Source organism: Pseudomonas sp. K2I15, from assembly GCF_002204795.1.
In the GTDB taxonomy this organism is placed as follows: Bacteria; Pseudomonadota; Gammaproteobacteria; order Pseudomonadales; family Pseudomonadaceae; genus Aquipseudomonas.
Window position 1 is genome coordinate 58827 of the sequence record NZ_NIXO01000034.1, and the last position, 14220, is coordinate 73046.

Below are 14220 nucleotides of genomic sequence, written 5' to 3' on the forward strand. Positions count from 1 at the left end.
AGTCACCGCCACATGCAACACCAGTGGGATGAAATGCACCGCACTCGCAAGCCCACGTTTGTGTTGTGTGGCGAGCCTCAGGGGGATGTGCTCAATCTCTACGTCCATGGTTATTCGGCGTTCTTCAACCAGCAGCAGCTGGGCAATTTCTCGCAGCAACTGGCAACCATCGAAGGCTCGACCAACCTGATGCTGTTCTGGCCGGCTGGGCATTTCCTGGAAAACCTGTTTGCGCCGTTCAAGGATGTGATCTCCTCAATGCTCGGCGGCGGCAGCCTGGGCGCGGCGACCATCGGCGTGGGCAAGGCGATTGCCTATTTCCTCGACCACTACAAAAGCGTCGAGGCGCGCGTGGATGAGGTCGCCAAAAGCCTGCTGCCCGAACTGGCCAACTACCTGCACGGCGAGTCGATCACTGTGCGGCAGATCAACCTGGTCGGCCATTCCCTGGGCGCGCGAATTCTGGTCAAGAGCCTGCTGGCGAGCCCAGAAGTGGCGCGTGAATTGCCGCTGAACAACCTGTTGCTGATGGGCGGCGCAATTTGTACGTCCAGCCCGTGGGACCTGGTGTCGGCGCCACTCAAGGGCCGGGTGATCAATTGCCATTCCAGCAAGGATTGGGCCCTGGCGCTCAAACCCGACACCGAGCGCTGCATCGGTCGTTATGCCATCCCGCTGACGCCTGCGCTCAAGGCCAAGGTCGCCAATGTGCACCTGGCCACGTTCGACCACGCCGCTTACTGGCCGCAGTTGAAGACAGTGGTGCAGTACACCGACCTGTTGCAGGAGCGCCGGGGCATGATCCGCGCCGATCAGCGCAGCAGCGAAGTGCGTTTTGCCGAAGAGGATGTTGACCTGTTTGCGCTGCTGGTGCAGGCGCGGCCGGAAGAGTTGAAGTTTTTTGCCGAGCTGATGGCGCAGAAGCGCAGTGCCTCTATCGACGCCACGGTGCGCGAACCCTTGAAGCTGGCCATCGAGTTGCAGCGCATGGGCGGCGACAGCTTTATGAACCTGGCTCGTGGCCATGGTGTGAGCTATCGCGAAATCGCCCAGGATGTGGCGCAGCGGGTGGGCATCAAGTTTGATGAACCGATCGAGAAAGTTGCCCTGGCGGATCTGGAAGTGCAGGTCGCCGAGCGGTTGATTGAGCAATACAAGGACAAGCTGAGCCAGGCCGATCGGCAAGTGTTCGAGGCGGAGCTGAAGGCTGCGGCACAAAAGGAACAGGGCTTTTTCAATCGCTTTGATGTCGGGCGTTCAGCCACTACCGCTCTGAGCGGCACTGCGCTGGCTGGGCTCACCGGGTTCATCCTGCGCCGGGGCGCGGCCACAGCGATTCCGGTGGTGGGCCAGGCGTTGGCGGCAGCGATGCTGCTGGTGACAGGTGTACGGGCATTTTCCGGTCCCGCGTACTCCATCACCACCCTGGCGGTGCTGGTGATCGGGGTGATTCGCGAGCGCATGGAGCGTGAGGCGCTGAACCAGGAGCTGGATCTGGTGGTTCAGGTGGTAGAGGCATTCGACCTGCCCCGGGAGACGGTGATGCGTACTGTCGCGTCTGACTGATAAGCTGCGTTCACGTCTTGTGTGAAAGCCTGGTACCCCGCGTGAAATTCAGCCTGCCAAAAATCGCCACCGCCCCGTTCTGCCCGCCGGAAGTCGCCGGCTCCATCGTCGTCGATCCCCGTGCCTCGTTTTTCAAGCGCGTGCTGAAGTTTGCCGGCCCAGGCTTGCTCATCTCCATCGGCTACATGGACCCGGGCAACTGGGCCACGGCCATCGAAGCCGGTTCGCGCTACGGCTACAACTTGTTGTTCGTGGTGCTGCTGGCGAGCCTGGCGGGGATGGCGGTGCAGTGCCTGTGCTCACGGCTGGGCATCGCCACCGGCAAGGACCTCGCGCAATTGAGCCGAGAGCGCTACAGCCGGCGCTCGTCGTTCGTGCAGTGGGTTCTTGCGGAAATCTCGATCATCGCCACCGACCTGGCCGAAGTCCTCGGCTGCGCCCTGGCGTTTCACCTGTTACTGGGCGTGTCCCTGACCACCGGGATTGTCATCACCGCCTTCGATACGCTGTTAATCCTGGCCCTGCAAAATCGCGGTTTCCGCCGACTGGAAGCGATCATGCTGGCATTGGTGGCGACCATCGGCGTGTGTTTCTTCATCGAGCTGGTGCTGATCAAACCTTACTGGCCAGACGTGTTCCGTGGTTTCACCCCGTCGCTGTCGGCCATCAGTGATGCCGCACCGTTGTATCTGGCTATCGGCATATTGGGTGCAACAGTGATGCCCCATAACCTGTACCTGCACAGCTCCATCGTGCAAACCCGGCTGTTCGGCAAGGACCTGGCCAGCCGCCAGGACGCGGTCAAACTGGCGCGTATCGACACCATCGGCTCCCTGGCCCTGGCCCTGCTGGTCAATGCGGCGATCCTGATACTGGCCGCTGCGGCGTTCCATCAGACCGGCCACACTGATGTGGTGGAAATCCAGGACGCTTACCACTTGCTGGACCCACTGGTGGGCGGTGCCTTCGCCAGCGTGCTGTTCGGTGTTGCGCTGTTGGCATCCGGGCAGAGCTCCACGTTCACCGGCACCATCGCCGGGCAAGTGATCATGGAAGGCTACCTCAACCTGCGTATTCCCTGCTGGCAGCGCCGTCTGATCACCCGTGGCCTGGCGCTCATCCCGGCGTTCCTCGGGGTGTGGCTGATGGGTGACGATGCCATTGGCAAGCTGCTGATCCTCAGCCAGGTGGTGTTGAGCCTGCAACTGCCGTTTGCGTTGTACCCACTGATCCGCATGACGGGTGACAAGCGCCTGATGGGGCCATTCGTTAACAGTTTGCCCACACGGCTGCTGGCTTGGGGCTTGTTTGCGGTGATCAGCGGGGCGAATGCCTGGCTGATCGGGCAGTGGTTGTTCTGAACGAAGCGATTTACGTCAAAACGGCCAACGGCGTGTATTTTGCCACCACCGGATCGGCTGTTAACAGCTTCATCGGTTCGCTGATGGCGGTTGCGATGATGAGTCGATCAAACGGGTCCCGGTGATGGTGCTCAAGGTCCTTGACCGCAATGGCATGTTCCGAGGTGATGGGTAATTCCACGTAGCCGCTTTCCTGGCAGTATTCGCGAATTTCTTCCAGGTTTACGTTGAGCTTTCCGAGCCCGACCTTTATCGCGAGCTCCCAGAATGTGGCGGCACTGACGTAGATCTCTGCCGCGTTCTCTATCAACTTTCGGGCTTTGGCGGACAGTTTTGGATCATCGCTCAGGGCCCAAAGCAGAATATGGGTATCCAGCAACACTCTCATGGATGGTTACCCTCGAATGCATCCAGCATGTCGGCTGGCAATGGCGCATCAAAGTCATCCGGCACTACAAGTTTTCCCTTCATCGCGCCGATTCGCCGACCCGTAGGCTTTCCTACGGGGACAAGGCGGGCCATGGCGCGCCCGTGTTTGGCAATGGTGATGATTTGGCCTGCAGCGGCATCATCGACCAGTTTTGACAGGTTATTTTTTGCTTCGCCCAACGGTACGGTAATCATTTGGTCTTTCCCCGGTTTTGGCCAAATATAGCCAAAATTTCGTAGACAGGCAAAGATCAGCCGACTGCTGGTTGAGGGTGATTTTTGCGGGCGTGATTGTGTGTTTCCGAGCGGGTAATGACTGGCATCCATGACGTCTCTCCTGAAGGAATTCGTCGAAGTCTGCCCGAGTGCAAGAGACTTTGGATCAGCGTTTCGTAAAATCAGAATGGGCTTACTTGAGGGGGGATTTTCCCTGACGGGGCGGGCCGAATAGTTTCCCCCTACAGCTTAACGGTCCCAGTAAGGCACGGCCCCAAAACACTCGACGAAGTAGTCGATTACCGTCCGCACCTTCAACGACAACCGCCGACTACCCGGCCACAGTGCCGCAATCTGTTGCGGCTCCAGGGTCGTTGCCACTTCATAGTCGGTCAGTACCGCCTTTAGCGTGCCGGTGCGCAGGCCTTCGCCGATCAACCACGACGGAAACACCACCAGCCCAAGGCCTTGTTCGGCGGCGTGGGTCAGGGTGTCGGCGTGGTTGCCGGTGATCGGGCCTTTGACGCTGTAGGGCGTCCAGTCACCTTGGTCGCGGCGGAAGAACCAGCGCTGCTGGCCGGTGACGCCCTTGTAGGCCAGGCATTGGTGATTGGCCAGTTCTTCGGGATGCCGAGGCGTACCGAAACGCTCCAGGTAGCCGGGGCTGGCCGCGAGGCGGAAGCGCTGGGGTGCGAAGATTCGTGCCTGCATGCCGGAATCGTTCAGCACACCAATGCGAAACAGCAGGTCAGTGCCGTCTTGCAACGGGTCGACGTAGGTGTCGGTTTGCTGGATATCCAGTTGCAGCTTCGGGTAACGCCGGCACAACTCCCCCAGCCACGGCGACAGATGACGCTGGCCAAACACCATGGGCGCATTGATGCGCACCAGGCCGCTGGGTTCGCTTTCCTGTTCCTGCAACGCTTGGCCGGCGGCTTCCAGTTGCTCCAGCATCAATCGCGCATGACGGCCCAGCAGGCGTCCGGCTTCGGTAGGGCTGACCGCGCGGGTATGGCGATACAACAACTGTTGGCCCAGGGCCTGCTCCATCAACTGGATTTGCCGGGAAATGGAGGAGGGCGCGAGGCCCTCGCGACGTGCGACTTCGGAGAAGCTGCCGTAGTCCAGTACCGCGACAAACAGTCGAAGCGCCTTGAAACTCAGTTCGCTCAAGCCCTGCATCATCACTCCAAGCTGTGCGTATTGCGCAAAGGTGTTATCGGCATGCTCCCATTTATCGCACAGCAGTGCCACCGGATAATGCGCGCCATTGTTCCTTTCTCTAACGCGCAGGTGATGTATGCAGGCTTCTTCAATGGAGGGTGTGGCCCAGGCCAGGCCCAAGACGTTTCTTCGGTTGCTGTTGCTGCCGCTGGTGATTTTCGCTGGCATGGGCTTGTCGGTGGAGGCCGGGTTGCTGGGCCCGCTGGGGGTGCAGGTTGGGCACTTGTGGGCGACCTTGAGCATCTTCGGGGTCGGCTCGGCGATCCTGTTTTTGCTGTTGCTGTTCAGCGGCCCGCAAAAGGGCCCGGCGTTGACCGATCTGCCGCGCTGGCAACTGGTCGGCGGGTTCCTGGGGCCCATGTACGTGGTGGTGCTGACGCTGGCCACGCCGCATATCGGCATCGCGATGACCATGATCGCGATCTTGTCGGGCCAGGTGGGCAAGAGCGTGCTGATCGACCACTTTGGCTGGTTCGGCACCGCCCGCAAGCGTGTCAACGTTGAGCGTTGGATCGCATTGGCATTGATCGTGGTAGCACTTGTTTTGATTGCGCGGGGTTAAGGCGATGAATCTGATTTTGTTGTTGGTAGTGGTAGTGGCCGCCGGTGCGGTGTTGAGTGTGCAGGCCGCCATCAACGGCCGCCTCGGGCAGGCGGTGGGCGTATTGCGCAGCAGTCTGCTGACCTTTGTGGTGGGCGCGATCAGTACCGGTTTGCTGATTCTGTTCTTCGAACCGGCCCATGCGGTAAGCCTGCTGGACGTGCCGAAGTGGCAACTGACCGGCGCGTTATTTGGCGTGGTGTACATGATGGTGATGGTCGGCGCGGTACCGATTGTCGGCACCGCAGTGGCGACGGTGGCGGTGATTGTCGGGCAGTTGGGCATGGGCATGCTGATCGACAACTTTGGCTGGCTGGGCAATCCGGCCATCGAACTGTCCGGTAGCCGGATCGTGGCGATGCTCTGCCTGGCGCTGGCCCTGGTGTTCATGTACCGCAGCAACGCTCGTCGGGCTGATTAGTCGGGCTTTGAACCTTGGATCATTGCCTACAGTCACTGCTTGAGGTGTCGGTGTTCGCCACACCTGGACGACCACGAAAAAGGAGTCTGACCATGCAAGAGAAAACATGCGCCTGCCCTCACTGCAATTGCCAGTTGGGGAAAAACGCGGTGATGAAGGATGGCAAGGGTTATTGCTGCCAAGGCTGCGCCGAACATCACGCCCATGGTGAGCCTTGCGCTTCAGCGACCGGCTGCGAGTGCGCCAAGTCGGCACACGGCTGACGCGTGCCACCTCCTGTAGGAGCGAGTTTGCTCGCGAAAAACCTGAGAGCGACGCGGGGTACCAGGTACCCCGCATTATTGTTACAAACCTTCGCGAGCAAGCTCGCGCCTACAGGCGTGCATCCGAGCGGCGCCATTGCACGTTTTCGATGCCGAATTTCTCGGCCTGAGGCTGGCTGGTTTTCTTCACCTGCTCGCGGGCGAAGCGCCCGATACGGCCTACGCCGGCATCGCAACTTGCCCAATGCCAGGCTTCGGCGTTGTCGAGTTTTTCCAGACGGATGATGAATGACTTGGGCTGGCCATGCAGCGTGTAGTCGATCACGAAAAGTTTTGCGTTAGTCATGGATCCGTTAACCCTCCCTGTGTCTTTAAGTGACCCCTTTGAAGCGGTAAAAATTCATTCGGATTATCCGCCGCAGGTCTTACCATGGCGTTCCACCCTTCAATGATGTGCCTTCCATGGCCCTTGCCGCGCCGCCCGACCTCAGCGATCACGCCGTCCCTGTGCAACCCTTGGGGCGCACCTACCCGCGCGGGTTGTACATCGAGCCCCATCAACACGATTGGGGCCAGTTGCTTTACGCCATGAGCGGGGTGATGTGGGTCGAGACGCCCCAGGAAGCCCTGGTGGTGCCGCCTCAGCGCGCGGTGTGGCTGCCGCCGGGTGTCGAGCACGGGATTCGCGTGGTGTCGGACTTGCAGATGCGCAACATCTACCTGCGCCCGGCGCTGGCCGCGACCCTGGACGGCCAAGTGCAGGTGATCGAGGTCGGTGGCCTGCTGCGCGAGCTGATAGTGGCGCTGGTGGAGCAGGGCGACAGTGGTGATCAGGCCTACTACAAGGCGGTGGTCGGCCTGGCCTTGCTGGAGCTGCAACGGGCCCGGCGCTTGCCGATCCGCATCGCCTTGCCCATCGGCGCCGACCGGCGCCTGATGAGTGCCTGCCAAGCCGTAATGGCCTCACCTTCCCTGGACATTCCCTTCGAGCAGCATGCCGAAGCCTCCGGCGCCAGCGTGCGCACCCTGGCCCGGCTGTTTCAGAACAGCCTGGGCATGGGCTTTGCCGAGTGGCGCCGCCAGGTGCAGTTGGCCACCGCTGTGGCCGAATTGATCCAGGGCCAGTCGGTCAGTGCTATCGCCCGCTCCCTGGGCTATTCACCCAGCAGTTTCAGTGACATGTTTCGCCGTGAACTGGGGATGGCGCCGTCGCAATACCCCGTCTGAGGTTTGGCCGAAATTCTGAAGCACTTGGCCGATGCTTCGGTTTCAGGCTCCCTACACTGACCGCATCAACCCTTGCTGCGGAGCTTTCCATGAATTACCTGATTTCCCTGGCCATCGGCCTGTTGGTCGGCGTGATTTACGGGGCCCTGGACTTTCGCTCGCCCGCGCCTCCCGCCATCGCCCTGGTAGGGCTGATGGGCATGTTAATCGGCGAGAAGCTCTGGCCCATGGGCCGGCAGATGGTCAGCGCCTGGTTGTCCTGAAACCTTTTTAACCTCGATGGATATTGGCCATGAAAGCACTGCAATTTTCCGCCACCGGCGATCTCGCTGCCCTCGCTTACGTCGACGTCGCCGATCCGGTGCCGGCAGCCGGTGAAGTCCTGGTGCAGATCAAGGCTGCCGGGTTGAACCCCAGCGACGTGAAGAACGTGCTCGGGCGTTTCCCCTACACCACGTTGCCACGTATTCCCGGCCGTGATTTTGCCGGGGTGGTAGTGGAGGGCCCGCAGGAGCTGGTAGGCCAGGAAGTCTGGGGCACTGGCCGCGACCTGGGCTTTTTTGCCGACGGTTCCCACGCCCAGTACCTCACTGTGTCGGCCAAGGGCGTGGCGCACAAGCCCAGCCATTTGAGTTTTGCCCAGGCCGCCAGCCTCGGCGTGCCGTACACCACGGCATGGGATGCACTGGAGCGCAGCGGTGTCGGCAAAGGCACGCGTTTACTGGTGATTGGTGCCAATGGGGCTGTAGGTAGTGCGGCACTGGCCCTGGCGAAAATTCGTGGGGCCGAGGTGCTCGGGGCAGTGCGTCGGCCGGAACAGGTTGAAGCATTGCGCGAGCAAGGTTTCGAAGGGCTTTTACTGGGCCAGCCGGAAGCGCTGAGTGGCCAGGTCAACGCCCTGTTCGGTGCGGGCGCCGATGTGATTTTTGACACCACGGGCTTCTGGTTGCCGGCAGCGGTGGCGGCGCTGGCACCTTTTGGGCGTATCGCGATTATTGCCGCGCCGGTGGACGGGCACGTGCAACTGCCGGCCCTGGCGTTGTACCGCAAGGGTGGTTCGGTGGTGGGGATCAATTCGTTGCTCTACAACTGCGAGCAGTGCGCCGTGATGCTGGAGCAATTCGGGCGGTTCTTCGATGAAGGCTTGCTGCCGTTGCCGACCGGTTTGCGGGAAGTGTCGCTGGCCGAAGGCGTGCAGTGTTTTGAAGAGGTGAATCAGGGCAGTGCAGACAAGATCATCTTACTGCCCTGATCAATACTCTGTAGGAGCGGGCTTGCTCGCGAAAGCGGTGTATCCGTGCCAGATTTATTGGCTGACCCACCGCATTCGCGAGCAAGCCCGCTCCCACATTTGATCTTTGTTCAGGCCTCTGGAACGCCTTTCTCCCACGCCGACCAGTTCTTCAGAATCGCCTGCACCAGCGGGTTACCGGTGCGATACAGGTTCTCCAGCGCCGGCACAAACCCGCCCTGATCCGCATACTTCAACAGGTTGTCCACTTCGCTGTAGCCCGGGTACGGCCGATCAAAGTCGGAACCGGCCCGCACTACCGCCAACCGCGTGATGTCCACCAAACCTTCACGACTGGCCCGCAGCAAGGCCTCATAAGTGGAGTTGTCCTCCTGCTGGGTGGTGCAGTACACGCCTTTGTTGTCCGTCAGCAACTTGGTCCAGACTTCGGCTCGTTCACTCAGGCGCGTCCCGGAGAACCAGGTATTACCCGCCAGGGTGTCGCACTGGGTAACCTGCGGCGGCTGGTTGGCCGGTGCGTACGGGTAATGTTTGCGCCAGGCTGTGGATTCCTTGCTTTCACTGAGTTCGACCTTCTGCGACAGCGCAAATGCTTTGGCCTGCAGCTTGGGATTCAACTCAAACACTTCAGTCTTGTAGTCCAGCGGCGGCTTCTCGTTCGGACCCTTGGTATTGATACCGATGTAACCGGTCGGCCAATCCTTCGGCGCATCCCGTGAATCCAGTTCCCATTGGGTGCCGAACTCCACCAGGTAATGCGCCCACGCGGCGGTGCCGATGGTGCCGTGGTGCGGGTTGATGCCGGCAATCCCGGCGATCAGGAAGTAGCTCTGGCGCAGGTCGAACTTGGGTGACAGCGCCAGTGCCAGGGTCGAGGCGGCAGCGTTGGTCTGGCCCATGCCGGTCACCAGCAAGCACACATCCTGAGTGTTGCAGCGAATCACCGGATACTCGGCCGACAAGCCCGGCACGCGTACTTCCTGCTTGAGTTCCAGGCGATCGATCCAGTTCTGTGCCTCGGGGGCGAACATGGTGATCAGCATCACCTTGGGCTTGATCGGGGCCGGTGTACTGGCCATTGCCATCGCCGGCAACAGCGCACCGGCGGCCAGGCCGATGGCGATCGAGAGGCGGGTAAAAGTCTTCATCTACTGCTCCTTGTTCACACTCAGAATTGATAGCCCACACCGGCGTAGTAACCCCAGCCGTTGGAGCGGGCGCGGAAATTACCGTCGCCAAAGTTCAGCTCGCTGCCGTCTTCCCAGTTGCCGCCGTTATGGAAGTAACGGCCTACCAGGGTGAAACGCAGGTGAGTGAACGAATACAACAACACGTTTGTTGCAACCAGGGAGTTGGCGGTGCGCGCGGGGTTGTCTTTGTGCAGGTCCGAGCCAAAATCGTAATTGGTGAAGCCGATATAGGTCAGCGACGCACCATTGTCGAAGCTGCCGATAGGCACGATGTATTTCATCTGCGCTCGGTAGCCGTCCCACGAATACTCGTTGCTGGCGCCGTAGTTTTCCCACTGGTAACGGCCATAGAAGTTGGCCGACAGGTTGACCCGCGAGTGGGTGTCGATGTCGGTGCCCAGGCCGCTGTACAAGGTGTTGGCGCGGTTGTCCTTGTTGCTGCCGTGGTCGTAGATCCAGTCAAACGCCACGTACCATTCCTTGAACGGGCCGATGGCCAGGCTGCGGCCGGCCAGGTAGTCGATGGAGATGCGCGGTTCGTGCTCCATGAACACTGGCGAGCCGTGGTCCCAGGCGCCTTTGTCATTGCTGTTGCCGATACCGAAGATCTTCGGGATGTCGACGTAGCCATACAGTTCGAACGGGCCCTTGCGGCCGAAGTATTCGTATTCCAGGTAAACGTCATCGGCGGGTTTGGGGCCGAAACTGATGTCTTTGCTACCGATAACTGTCAGGTCCTGGTTAAACCAGTCCGACAGGTACACGCCTTTTTTCGAGGGGCTGACGTCTGGGGCAAGGGTTTCGCCCTGTGCTGAATCATCGGAAGGTTTTTCCTGCGCCAAAATGGGTGCGCTGAGTACTCCCGTAACGGCAGCCAGTAGCAAGGAAACGGCAAAAGGAGTGGCCGATGCGGGCCTTCTGGAGGTGGGTTGCATGGAAAATCCCTGTTCGTACGCGGGTTGGGCCCGATTCTTCGGGTTGAGGCGAACTTGGCTGCCAAGTCCGTTCCGCAAACGTTTGCACAGGTTGTACCAATTTGTGTCAATTGCATGAAGGAATTGAAAAAAATGGGAAATAGTCGGCCTTTTGGTCAGAAATGCGCCTTGGTAAACGGCAGCGCCTGATCACCGTTGCGGTTGAACAGGTACGTCGCGGTTTCCCGGCGATACGCGCTGGGCGTCTGGTTCATCTCGATGCGAAAGTGCCGGTTGAAGTTGGAGAGGTTGGCGTAGCCCACTTCAAAGCAGATATCGGCCACCGACATTTCACTTTGCAGCAACAGGCGGCAGGCGCGCTGCACCCGAAACTTACGCATCAGGTCGATAAAGCCGTGGCCGGTGACGCGCTTGAAGAACCGCGAGAAGCCCGGCTCGCTCATGTCCAGGCGTTGAGCGATGACCGACAGCCGCAGGTCGCCGGTCAATTCGGTCATCAGGTAATCGAAGGCCTTGTGGATGCGCTCCGAGCTGCGGGCGTCCAGGCTCGGCGTGTAGCAGGCACTGGCCAGGCAGTGGGCTTCCCCGGAGGGTGCCTGCATCAAGGTGTGCAGCAGTTGTATGAACAGAATCAGGCGCGCCAGCCCCTGGGCAGGGCCGATGGATTCCAGCAGTTGCGCGGCCTGCAGTGCGGTTTCGCCGGTGAACTCCAGGCCGCGCCGGGCCCGATCAAACAGGCTTTGCAGGTCGCCCAGCTCAGGCAGTGTGGTGCGCAGGGCCAACAGCGCGGCGCCGTCGAACTGCAACACCACATCACGGCCCACCAGACACTCGCCCGGTGTCAGGTCGCCGATCCAGTCGTGGGGCAGGTCGGGGCCGATCAATGCGACGTGGCCGGCGCCGAACGCACCTATATAGTCGCCGGCCACCAGCTTGCCGCTGCCTTGGCGGATCAGGTGTATTTCGAATTCGGGGTGGTGGTTCCAGCGCGCCAGTTCGAACGGATAGTCATGTTCGTACCAGCGAAAGCCATGCTCGGGCTCGGCCAGAATCACTTCCAGCTCGGCGGGGCGTTGCTCGAAAAGGGCGGAGCGGCTTGCTGGCATGGGCTTGGCCCTTCTGGGCTTTTTGGAATAGGACCAAAATACGCCCTTTACGTGAGCGTCTGCTACCCCGGGTTTTGCTCGCCACTGATACTTTTTTGATCCTGACGCTGCGGTTAAAAAAGTATCAGCCAGGCATCCGCCATTCGTTTGTCCGGTTCCGGGCAAGCTGCTGTAATCGGGGCGTCAACAACAAAAACAATAAGTGGAAACCGCCATGTTCAAGATACCGAAAGCGCTTTTCCTGCTCAGTGGCCTGACCTTGGCCATGGCCAGTCACGCGGCTGAAACCGTGACCATCGCCACGGTCAACAACAGCGACATGATCCGCATGCAACGCCTGTCCAAGGTGTTCGAGCAGCAGCATCCAGACGTGAAGCTAAATTGGGTGGTGCTGGAAGAAAACGTCCTGCGCCAACGCCTCACCACCGACATCGCCACCCAGGGCGGCCAGTTCGACGTGCTGACTATCGGCACCTACGAAACCCCGTTGTGGGGGGCCAAGCACTGGCTGGAGCCGATCACGCCACTGCCCGCCGATTACGACGTGGACGACATCTTCCCCTCCGTACGCCAGGGCCTGTCGGTGAACAACACCCTCTACGCCTTGCCGTTCTATGGCGAAAGCACCGTCACCTATTACCGCACCGACCTGTTCAAACAGGCGGGCCTGACGATGCCCGAGCACCCGACCTGGACCCAGCTGGGCGAATTCGCCGCCAAGCTCAACCAACCCGCCAAGGACCAATACGGCATGTGCCTGCGGGGCAAGGCTGGCTGGGGTGAGAACATCGCGCTGTTGAGCACCATGGCCAATGCCTTTGGCGCGCGCTGGTTTGACGAACAATGGAAACCCGAGCTGACGAGTCCGGAGTGGACAGCCGCGGCGAACTTCTACGTCAACACGCTGAAGAACTACGGCCCGCCGGGCGTCTCCAGCAACGGTTTCAACGAAACCCTGGCGCTGTTCAACAGCGGTAAATGCGCGATCTGGGTCGACGCCAGCGTCGCCGGCTCCTTCACCACCGACAAAACCCAAAGCAAGGTCGCCGACAGCGTGGGTTTTGCCGCCGCACCCACCGAGGTCACCGACAAGGGCTCGTCGTGGCTCTACGCCTGGTCCCTGGCGATTCCGGCCACCTCCAAGCACAAGGACGCCGCCAAAGCCTTCATCACCTGGGCCACCTCCAAGGAATACATCCAGTTGGTGGCGGATAAAGAAGGCATCACCAACGTACCGCCGGGCACCCGCCAGTCCACCTACAACGCGGCGTACCTGGCCGCAGCGCCGTTCGCCAAGGTGACCTTGCAGATGATGCAACACGCCGACCCGGCGCACCCGTCGGCCAAGCCGGTGCCGTACGTGGGCATCCAGTATGTGACGATCCCCGAGTTCCAGGCCATCGGCACCTCGGTGGGCAAACTGTTTTCGGCGGCGCTTACCGGCGGCATGACCGTCGACAAGGCACTGGCCGAGGCGCAGTCCACCACGATGCGTGAAATGAAACGCGCCGGCTACCCGAAATAATCACCTTAGGGGCACAGGATTAATGAAACGACTGGAAGGTAAAAGCGCGCTGGTCACCGGCAGCGCCCGGGGCATCGGCCGGGCGTTTGCCCTGGCCTACATCAACGAGGGCGCGACCGTCGCCATCGCCGACATCAACCTGGAACGGGCCCGGGCCACCGTCGCTGAACTGGGCCCACAGGCGTACGCGGTGGCGATGGACGTCACCGACCAGGCCTCCATCGACGCCGCGATTGGCGCCGTGGTGGCGCAGGCTGGCAAGCTCGACATCCTGATCAACAACGCTGCGTTGTTCGACCTGGCGCCCATCACCGAGATCACCCGCGAGAGCTTTGACCGGCTGTTTTCGATCAACGTCGCCGGCACGCTGTTCACCTTGCAGGCGGCTGCCCGGCAGATGATCAAGCAGGGGCACGGCGGCAAGATCATCAACATGGCCAGCCAGGCCGGGCGGCGGGGCGAGGCGCTGGTGGCGGTGTACTGCGCGACCAAGGCGGCGGTGATCAGCCTCACGCAATCGGCGGGGTTGAACTTGATCAAGCAGGGGATCAATGTGAATGCCATCGCGCCGGGGGTGGTGGACGGTGAGCATTGGGATGGAGTGGATGCGATGTTTGCCAAGCACGAAGGGCTGCCACTGGGCGAGAAGAAAAAACGCGTGGGGGCCGAGGTGCCTTATGGGCGGATGGGCACGGCAGAGGATTTGACCGGGATGGCGGTTTTCCTCGCTTCGAAGGACGCCGATTACGTAGTGGCCCAGACCTATAACGTGGATGGTGGTAACTGGATGAATTGAACCGGACGCATCTCCTTGAACCACCGGAGATCAAAACATGTGGGAGCGGGCTTGCTCGCGAATGCGGTGTATCAGTCAACATATTCGGTGACTGACACTCTGCATTCG

The 14220-nt window shown here is 60.7% G+C and carries 17 protein-coding genes; 10 read left to right on the forward strand and 7 right to left on the reverse strand.

What is annotated here, in order from left to right; translation table 11 throughout:
• Nucleotides 1-12: 12 nt before the first annotated feature.
• Nucleotides 13-1566, forward strand: coding sequence for a DUF726 domain-containing protein (locus CEC48_RS19845; protein WP_088425285.1), 1554 nt, complete (start codon nucleotides 13-15; stop codon nucleotides 1564-1566).
• 41 nt (nucleotides 1567-1607) lie between these two features.
• Nucleotides 1608-2927, forward strand: a complete 1320-nt coding sequence (locus tag CEC48_RS19850; protein ID WP_088425286.1) for an Nramp family divalent metal transporter — start codon at nucleotides 1608-1610, stop codon at nucleotides 2925-2927.
• A gap of 10 nt (nucleotides 2928-2937) precedes the next feature.
• Here the strand turns inward: CEC48_RS19850 and CEC48_RS19855 are convergent, their stop codons facing one another.
• The 3 genes from CEC48_RS19855 to CEC48_RS19865 all read right to left on the reverse strand — a co-directional run bounded on the left by CEC48_RS19855 (nucleotide 2938) and on the right by CEC48_RS19865 (nucleotide 4754).
• Nucleotides 2938-3315, reverse strand: coding sequence for a type II toxin-antitoxin system VapC family toxin (locus CEC48_RS19855; protein ID WP_088425287.1), 378 nt, complete (start codon nucleotides 3313-3315; stop codon nucleotides 2938-2940).
• Entirely contained in the window at nucleotides 3312-3683 is a 372-nt protein-coding gene (locus CEC48_RS31890; RefSeq protein WP_256579740.1) for a type II toxin-antitoxin system Phd/YefM family antitoxin, read from the reverse strand. The genes CEC48_RS19855 and CEC48_RS31890 overlap by 4 nt, the downstream gene beginning before the upstream one ends.
• Nucleotides 3684-3821: 138 nt before the next feature.
• Entirely contained in the window at nucleotides 3822-4754 is a 933-nt protein-coding gene (locus CEC48_RS19865; RefSeq protein ID WP_088425305.1) for a LysR family transcriptional regulator, read from the reverse strand.
• Nucleotides 4755-4872: 118 nt separating this feature from the next.
• Here CEC48_RS19865 and CEC48_RS19870 point away from each other — a divergent pair, with 118 nt between their 5' ends.
• The 3 genes from CEC48_RS19870 (at nucleotide 4873) to CEC48_RS19880 (ending at nucleotide 6081) form a co-directional block, all read left to right on the forward strand.
• Nucleotides 4873-5358 (forward strand): DMT family transporter, encoded by a 486-nt coding sequence (locus CEC48_RS19870; protein ID WP_088425289.1) that lies wholly within the window; start codon nucleotides 4873-4875, stop codon nucleotides 5356-5358.
• A 4-nt stretch (nucleotides 5359-5362) separates the two neighbouring features.
• Nucleotides 5363-5818 carry a DMT family transporter gene (locus CEC48_RS19875; RefSeq protein ID WP_088425290.1) on the forward strand — a complete coding sequence of 152 codons (456 nt, stop codon included), beginning with the start codon at nucleotides 5363-5365 and terminating at the stop codon, nucleotides 5816-5818.
• Nucleotides 5819-5910: 92 nt separating this feature from the next.
• Nucleotides 5911-6081: a metallothionein gene (locus CEC48_RS19880; protein ID WP_008437063.1), complete on the forward strand. Its 171-nt coding sequence runs from the start codon at nucleotides 5911-5913 to the stop codon at nucleotides 6079-6081.
• 109 nt (nucleotides 6082-6190) lie between these two features.
• On the opposite strand, the gene CEC48_RS19890 is transcribed toward CEC48_RS19880, so the two are convergent.
• On the reverse strand, nucleotides 6191-6427 hold the full coding sequence (locus CEC48_RS19890; RefSeq protein ID WP_088425292.1) for a DUF6555 family protein: 237 nt from the start codon (nucleotides 6425-6427) through the stop codon (nucleotides 6191-6193).
• 116 nt (nucleotides 6428-6543) lie between these two features.
• Between CEC48_RS19890 and CEC48_RS19895 the strand changes: the two genes are divergently transcribed.
• The 3 genes from CEC48_RS19895 (at nucleotide 6544) to CEC48_RS19905 (ending at nucleotide 8560) form a co-directional block, all read left to right on the forward strand.
• A complete protein-coding gene (locus tag CEC48_RS19895; RefSeq protein WP_088425293.1) occupies nucleotides 6544-7308 on the forward strand; it encodes a helix-turn-helix domain-containing protein in 765 nt (254 codons plus the stop codon).
• 89 nt (nucleotides 7309-7397) lie between these two features.
• Entirely contained in the window at nucleotides 7398-7571 is a 174-nt protein-coding gene (locus CEC48_RS19900; protein WP_088425294.1) for a DUF1427 family protein, read from the forward strand.
• 29 nt (nucleotides 7572-7600) lie between these two features.
• Complete coding sequence (locus CEC48_RS19905) at nucleotides 7601-8560, forward strand: zinc-binding alcohol dehydrogenase family protein (protein WP_088425295.1); 960 nt, start codon at nucleotides 7601-7603, stop codon at nucleotides 8558-8560.
• Between the two features lie 110 nt (nucleotides 8561-8670).
• Here CEC48_RS19905 and CEC48_RS19910 read toward each other — a convergent pair whose 3' ends face one another.
• The 3 genes from CEC48_RS19910 to CEC48_RS19920 all read right to left on the reverse strand — a co-directional run bounded on the left by CEC48_RS19910 (nucleotide 8671) and on the right by CEC48_RS19920 (nucleotide 11791).
• The gene (locus tag CEC48_RS19910; protein ID WP_088425296.1) at nucleotides 8671-9708 is read right to left on the reverse strand and encodes a purine nucleoside permease; all 1038 of its coding nucleotides are present in this window, start codon (nucleotides 9706-9708) and stop codon (nucleotides 8671-8673) included.
• A gap of 20 nt (nucleotides 9709-9728) precedes the next feature.
• Nucleotides 9729-10685: a nucleoside-specific channel-forming protein Tsx gene (locus tag CEC48_RS19915; RefSeq protein WP_088425297.1), complete on the reverse strand. Its 957-nt coding sequence runs from the start codon at nucleotides 10683-10685 to the stop codon at nucleotides 9729-9731.
• A gap of 155 nt (nucleotides 10686-10840) precedes the next feature.
• The gene (locus CEC48_RS19920) at nucleotides 10841-11791 is read right to left on the reverse strand and encodes an AraC family transcriptional regulator (protein ID WP_088425298.1); all 951 of its coding nucleotides are present in this window, start codon (nucleotides 11789-11791) and stop codon (nucleotides 10841-10843) included.
• A gap of 265 nt (nucleotides 11792-12056) precedes the next feature.
• Between CEC48_RS19920 and CEC48_RS19925 the strand changes: the two genes are divergently transcribed.
• Both CEC48_RS19925 and CEC48_RS19930 read left to right on the forward strand, forming a co-directional pair.
• Complete coding sequence (locus CEC48_RS19925; RefSeq protein ID WP_371917773.1) at nucleotides 12057-13316, forward strand: sugar ABC transporter substrate-binding protein; 1260 nt, start codon at nucleotides 12057-12059, stop codon at nucleotides 13314-13316.
• A 22-nt stretch (nucleotides 13317-13338) separates the two neighbouring features.
• Nucleotides 13339-14112, forward strand: a complete 774-nt coding sequence (locus CEC48_RS19930) for an L-iditol 2-dehydrogenase (RefSeq protein WP_088425300.1) — start codon at nucleotides 13339-13341, stop codon at nucleotides 14110-14112.
• Nucleotides 14113-14220 lie beyond the last annotated feature (108 nt).

Coding starts and splice junctions, on each gene's coding strand:
- CEC48_RS19845 (WP_088425285.1), top strand. CDS start 13: ATGCAACACCAGTGGGATGAAATGCACCGCACTCGCAAGCCCACGTTT.
- CEC48_RS19855 (WP_088425287.1), bottom strand. CDS start 3,315: ATGAGAGTGTTGCTGGATACCCATATTCTGCTTTGGGCCCTGAGCGAT.
- CEC48_RS31890 (WP_256579740.1), bottom strand. CDS start 3,683: ATGGATGCCAGTCATTACCCGCTCGGAAACACACAATCACGCCCGCAA.
- CEC48_RS19865 (WP_088425305.1), bottom strand. CDS start 4,754: ATGCAGGGCTTGAGCGAACTGAGTTTCAAGGCGCTTCGACTGTTTGTC.
- CEC48_RS19870 (WP_088425289.1), top strand. CDS start 4,873: ATGCAGGCTTCTTCAATGGAGGGTGTGGCCCAGGCCAGGCCCAAGACG.
- CEC48_RS19875 (WP_088425290.1), top strand. CDS start 5,363: ATGAATCTGATTTTGTTGTTGGTAGTGGTAGTGGCCGCCGGTGCGGTG.
- CEC48_RS19880 (WP_008437063.1), top strand. CDS start 5,911: ATGCAAGAGAAAACATGCGCCTGCCCTCACTGCAATTGCCAGTTGGGG.
- CEC48_RS19890 (WP_088425292.1), bottom strand. CDS start 6,427: ATGACTAACGCAAAACTTTTCGTGATCGACTACACGCTGCATGGCCAG.
- CEC48_RS19895 (WP_088425293.1), top strand. CDS start 6,544: ATGGCCCTTGCCGCGCCGCCCGACCTCAGCGATCACGCCGTCCCTGTG.
- CEC48_RS19900 (WP_088425294.1), top strand. CDS start 7,398: ATGAATTACCTGATTTCCCTGGCCATCGGCCTGTTGGTCGGCGTGATT.
- CEC48_RS19905 (WP_088425295.1), top strand. CDS start 7,601: ATGAAAGCACTGCAATTTTCCGCCACCGGCGATCTCGCTGCCCTCGCT.
- CEC48_RS19910 (WP_088425296.1), bottom strand. CDS start 9,708: ATGAAGACTTTTACCCGCCTCTCGATCGCCATCGGCCTGGCCGCCGGT.
- CEC48_RS19915 (WP_088425297.1), bottom strand. CDS start 10,685: ATGCAACCCACCTCCAGAAGGCCCGCATCGGCCACTCCTTTTGCCGTT.
- CEC48_RS19920 (WP_088425298.1), bottom strand. CDS start 11,791: ATGCCAGCAAGCCGCTCCGCCCTTTTCGAGCAACGCCCCGCCGAGCTG.
- CEC48_RS19925 (WP_371917773.1), top strand. CDS start 12,057: ATGGCCAGTCACGCGGCTGAAACCGTGACCATCGCCACGGTCAACAAC.
- CEC48_RS19930 (WP_088425300.1), top strand. CDS start 13,339: ATGAAACGACTGGAAGGTAAAAGCGCGCTGGTCACCGGCAGCGCCCGG.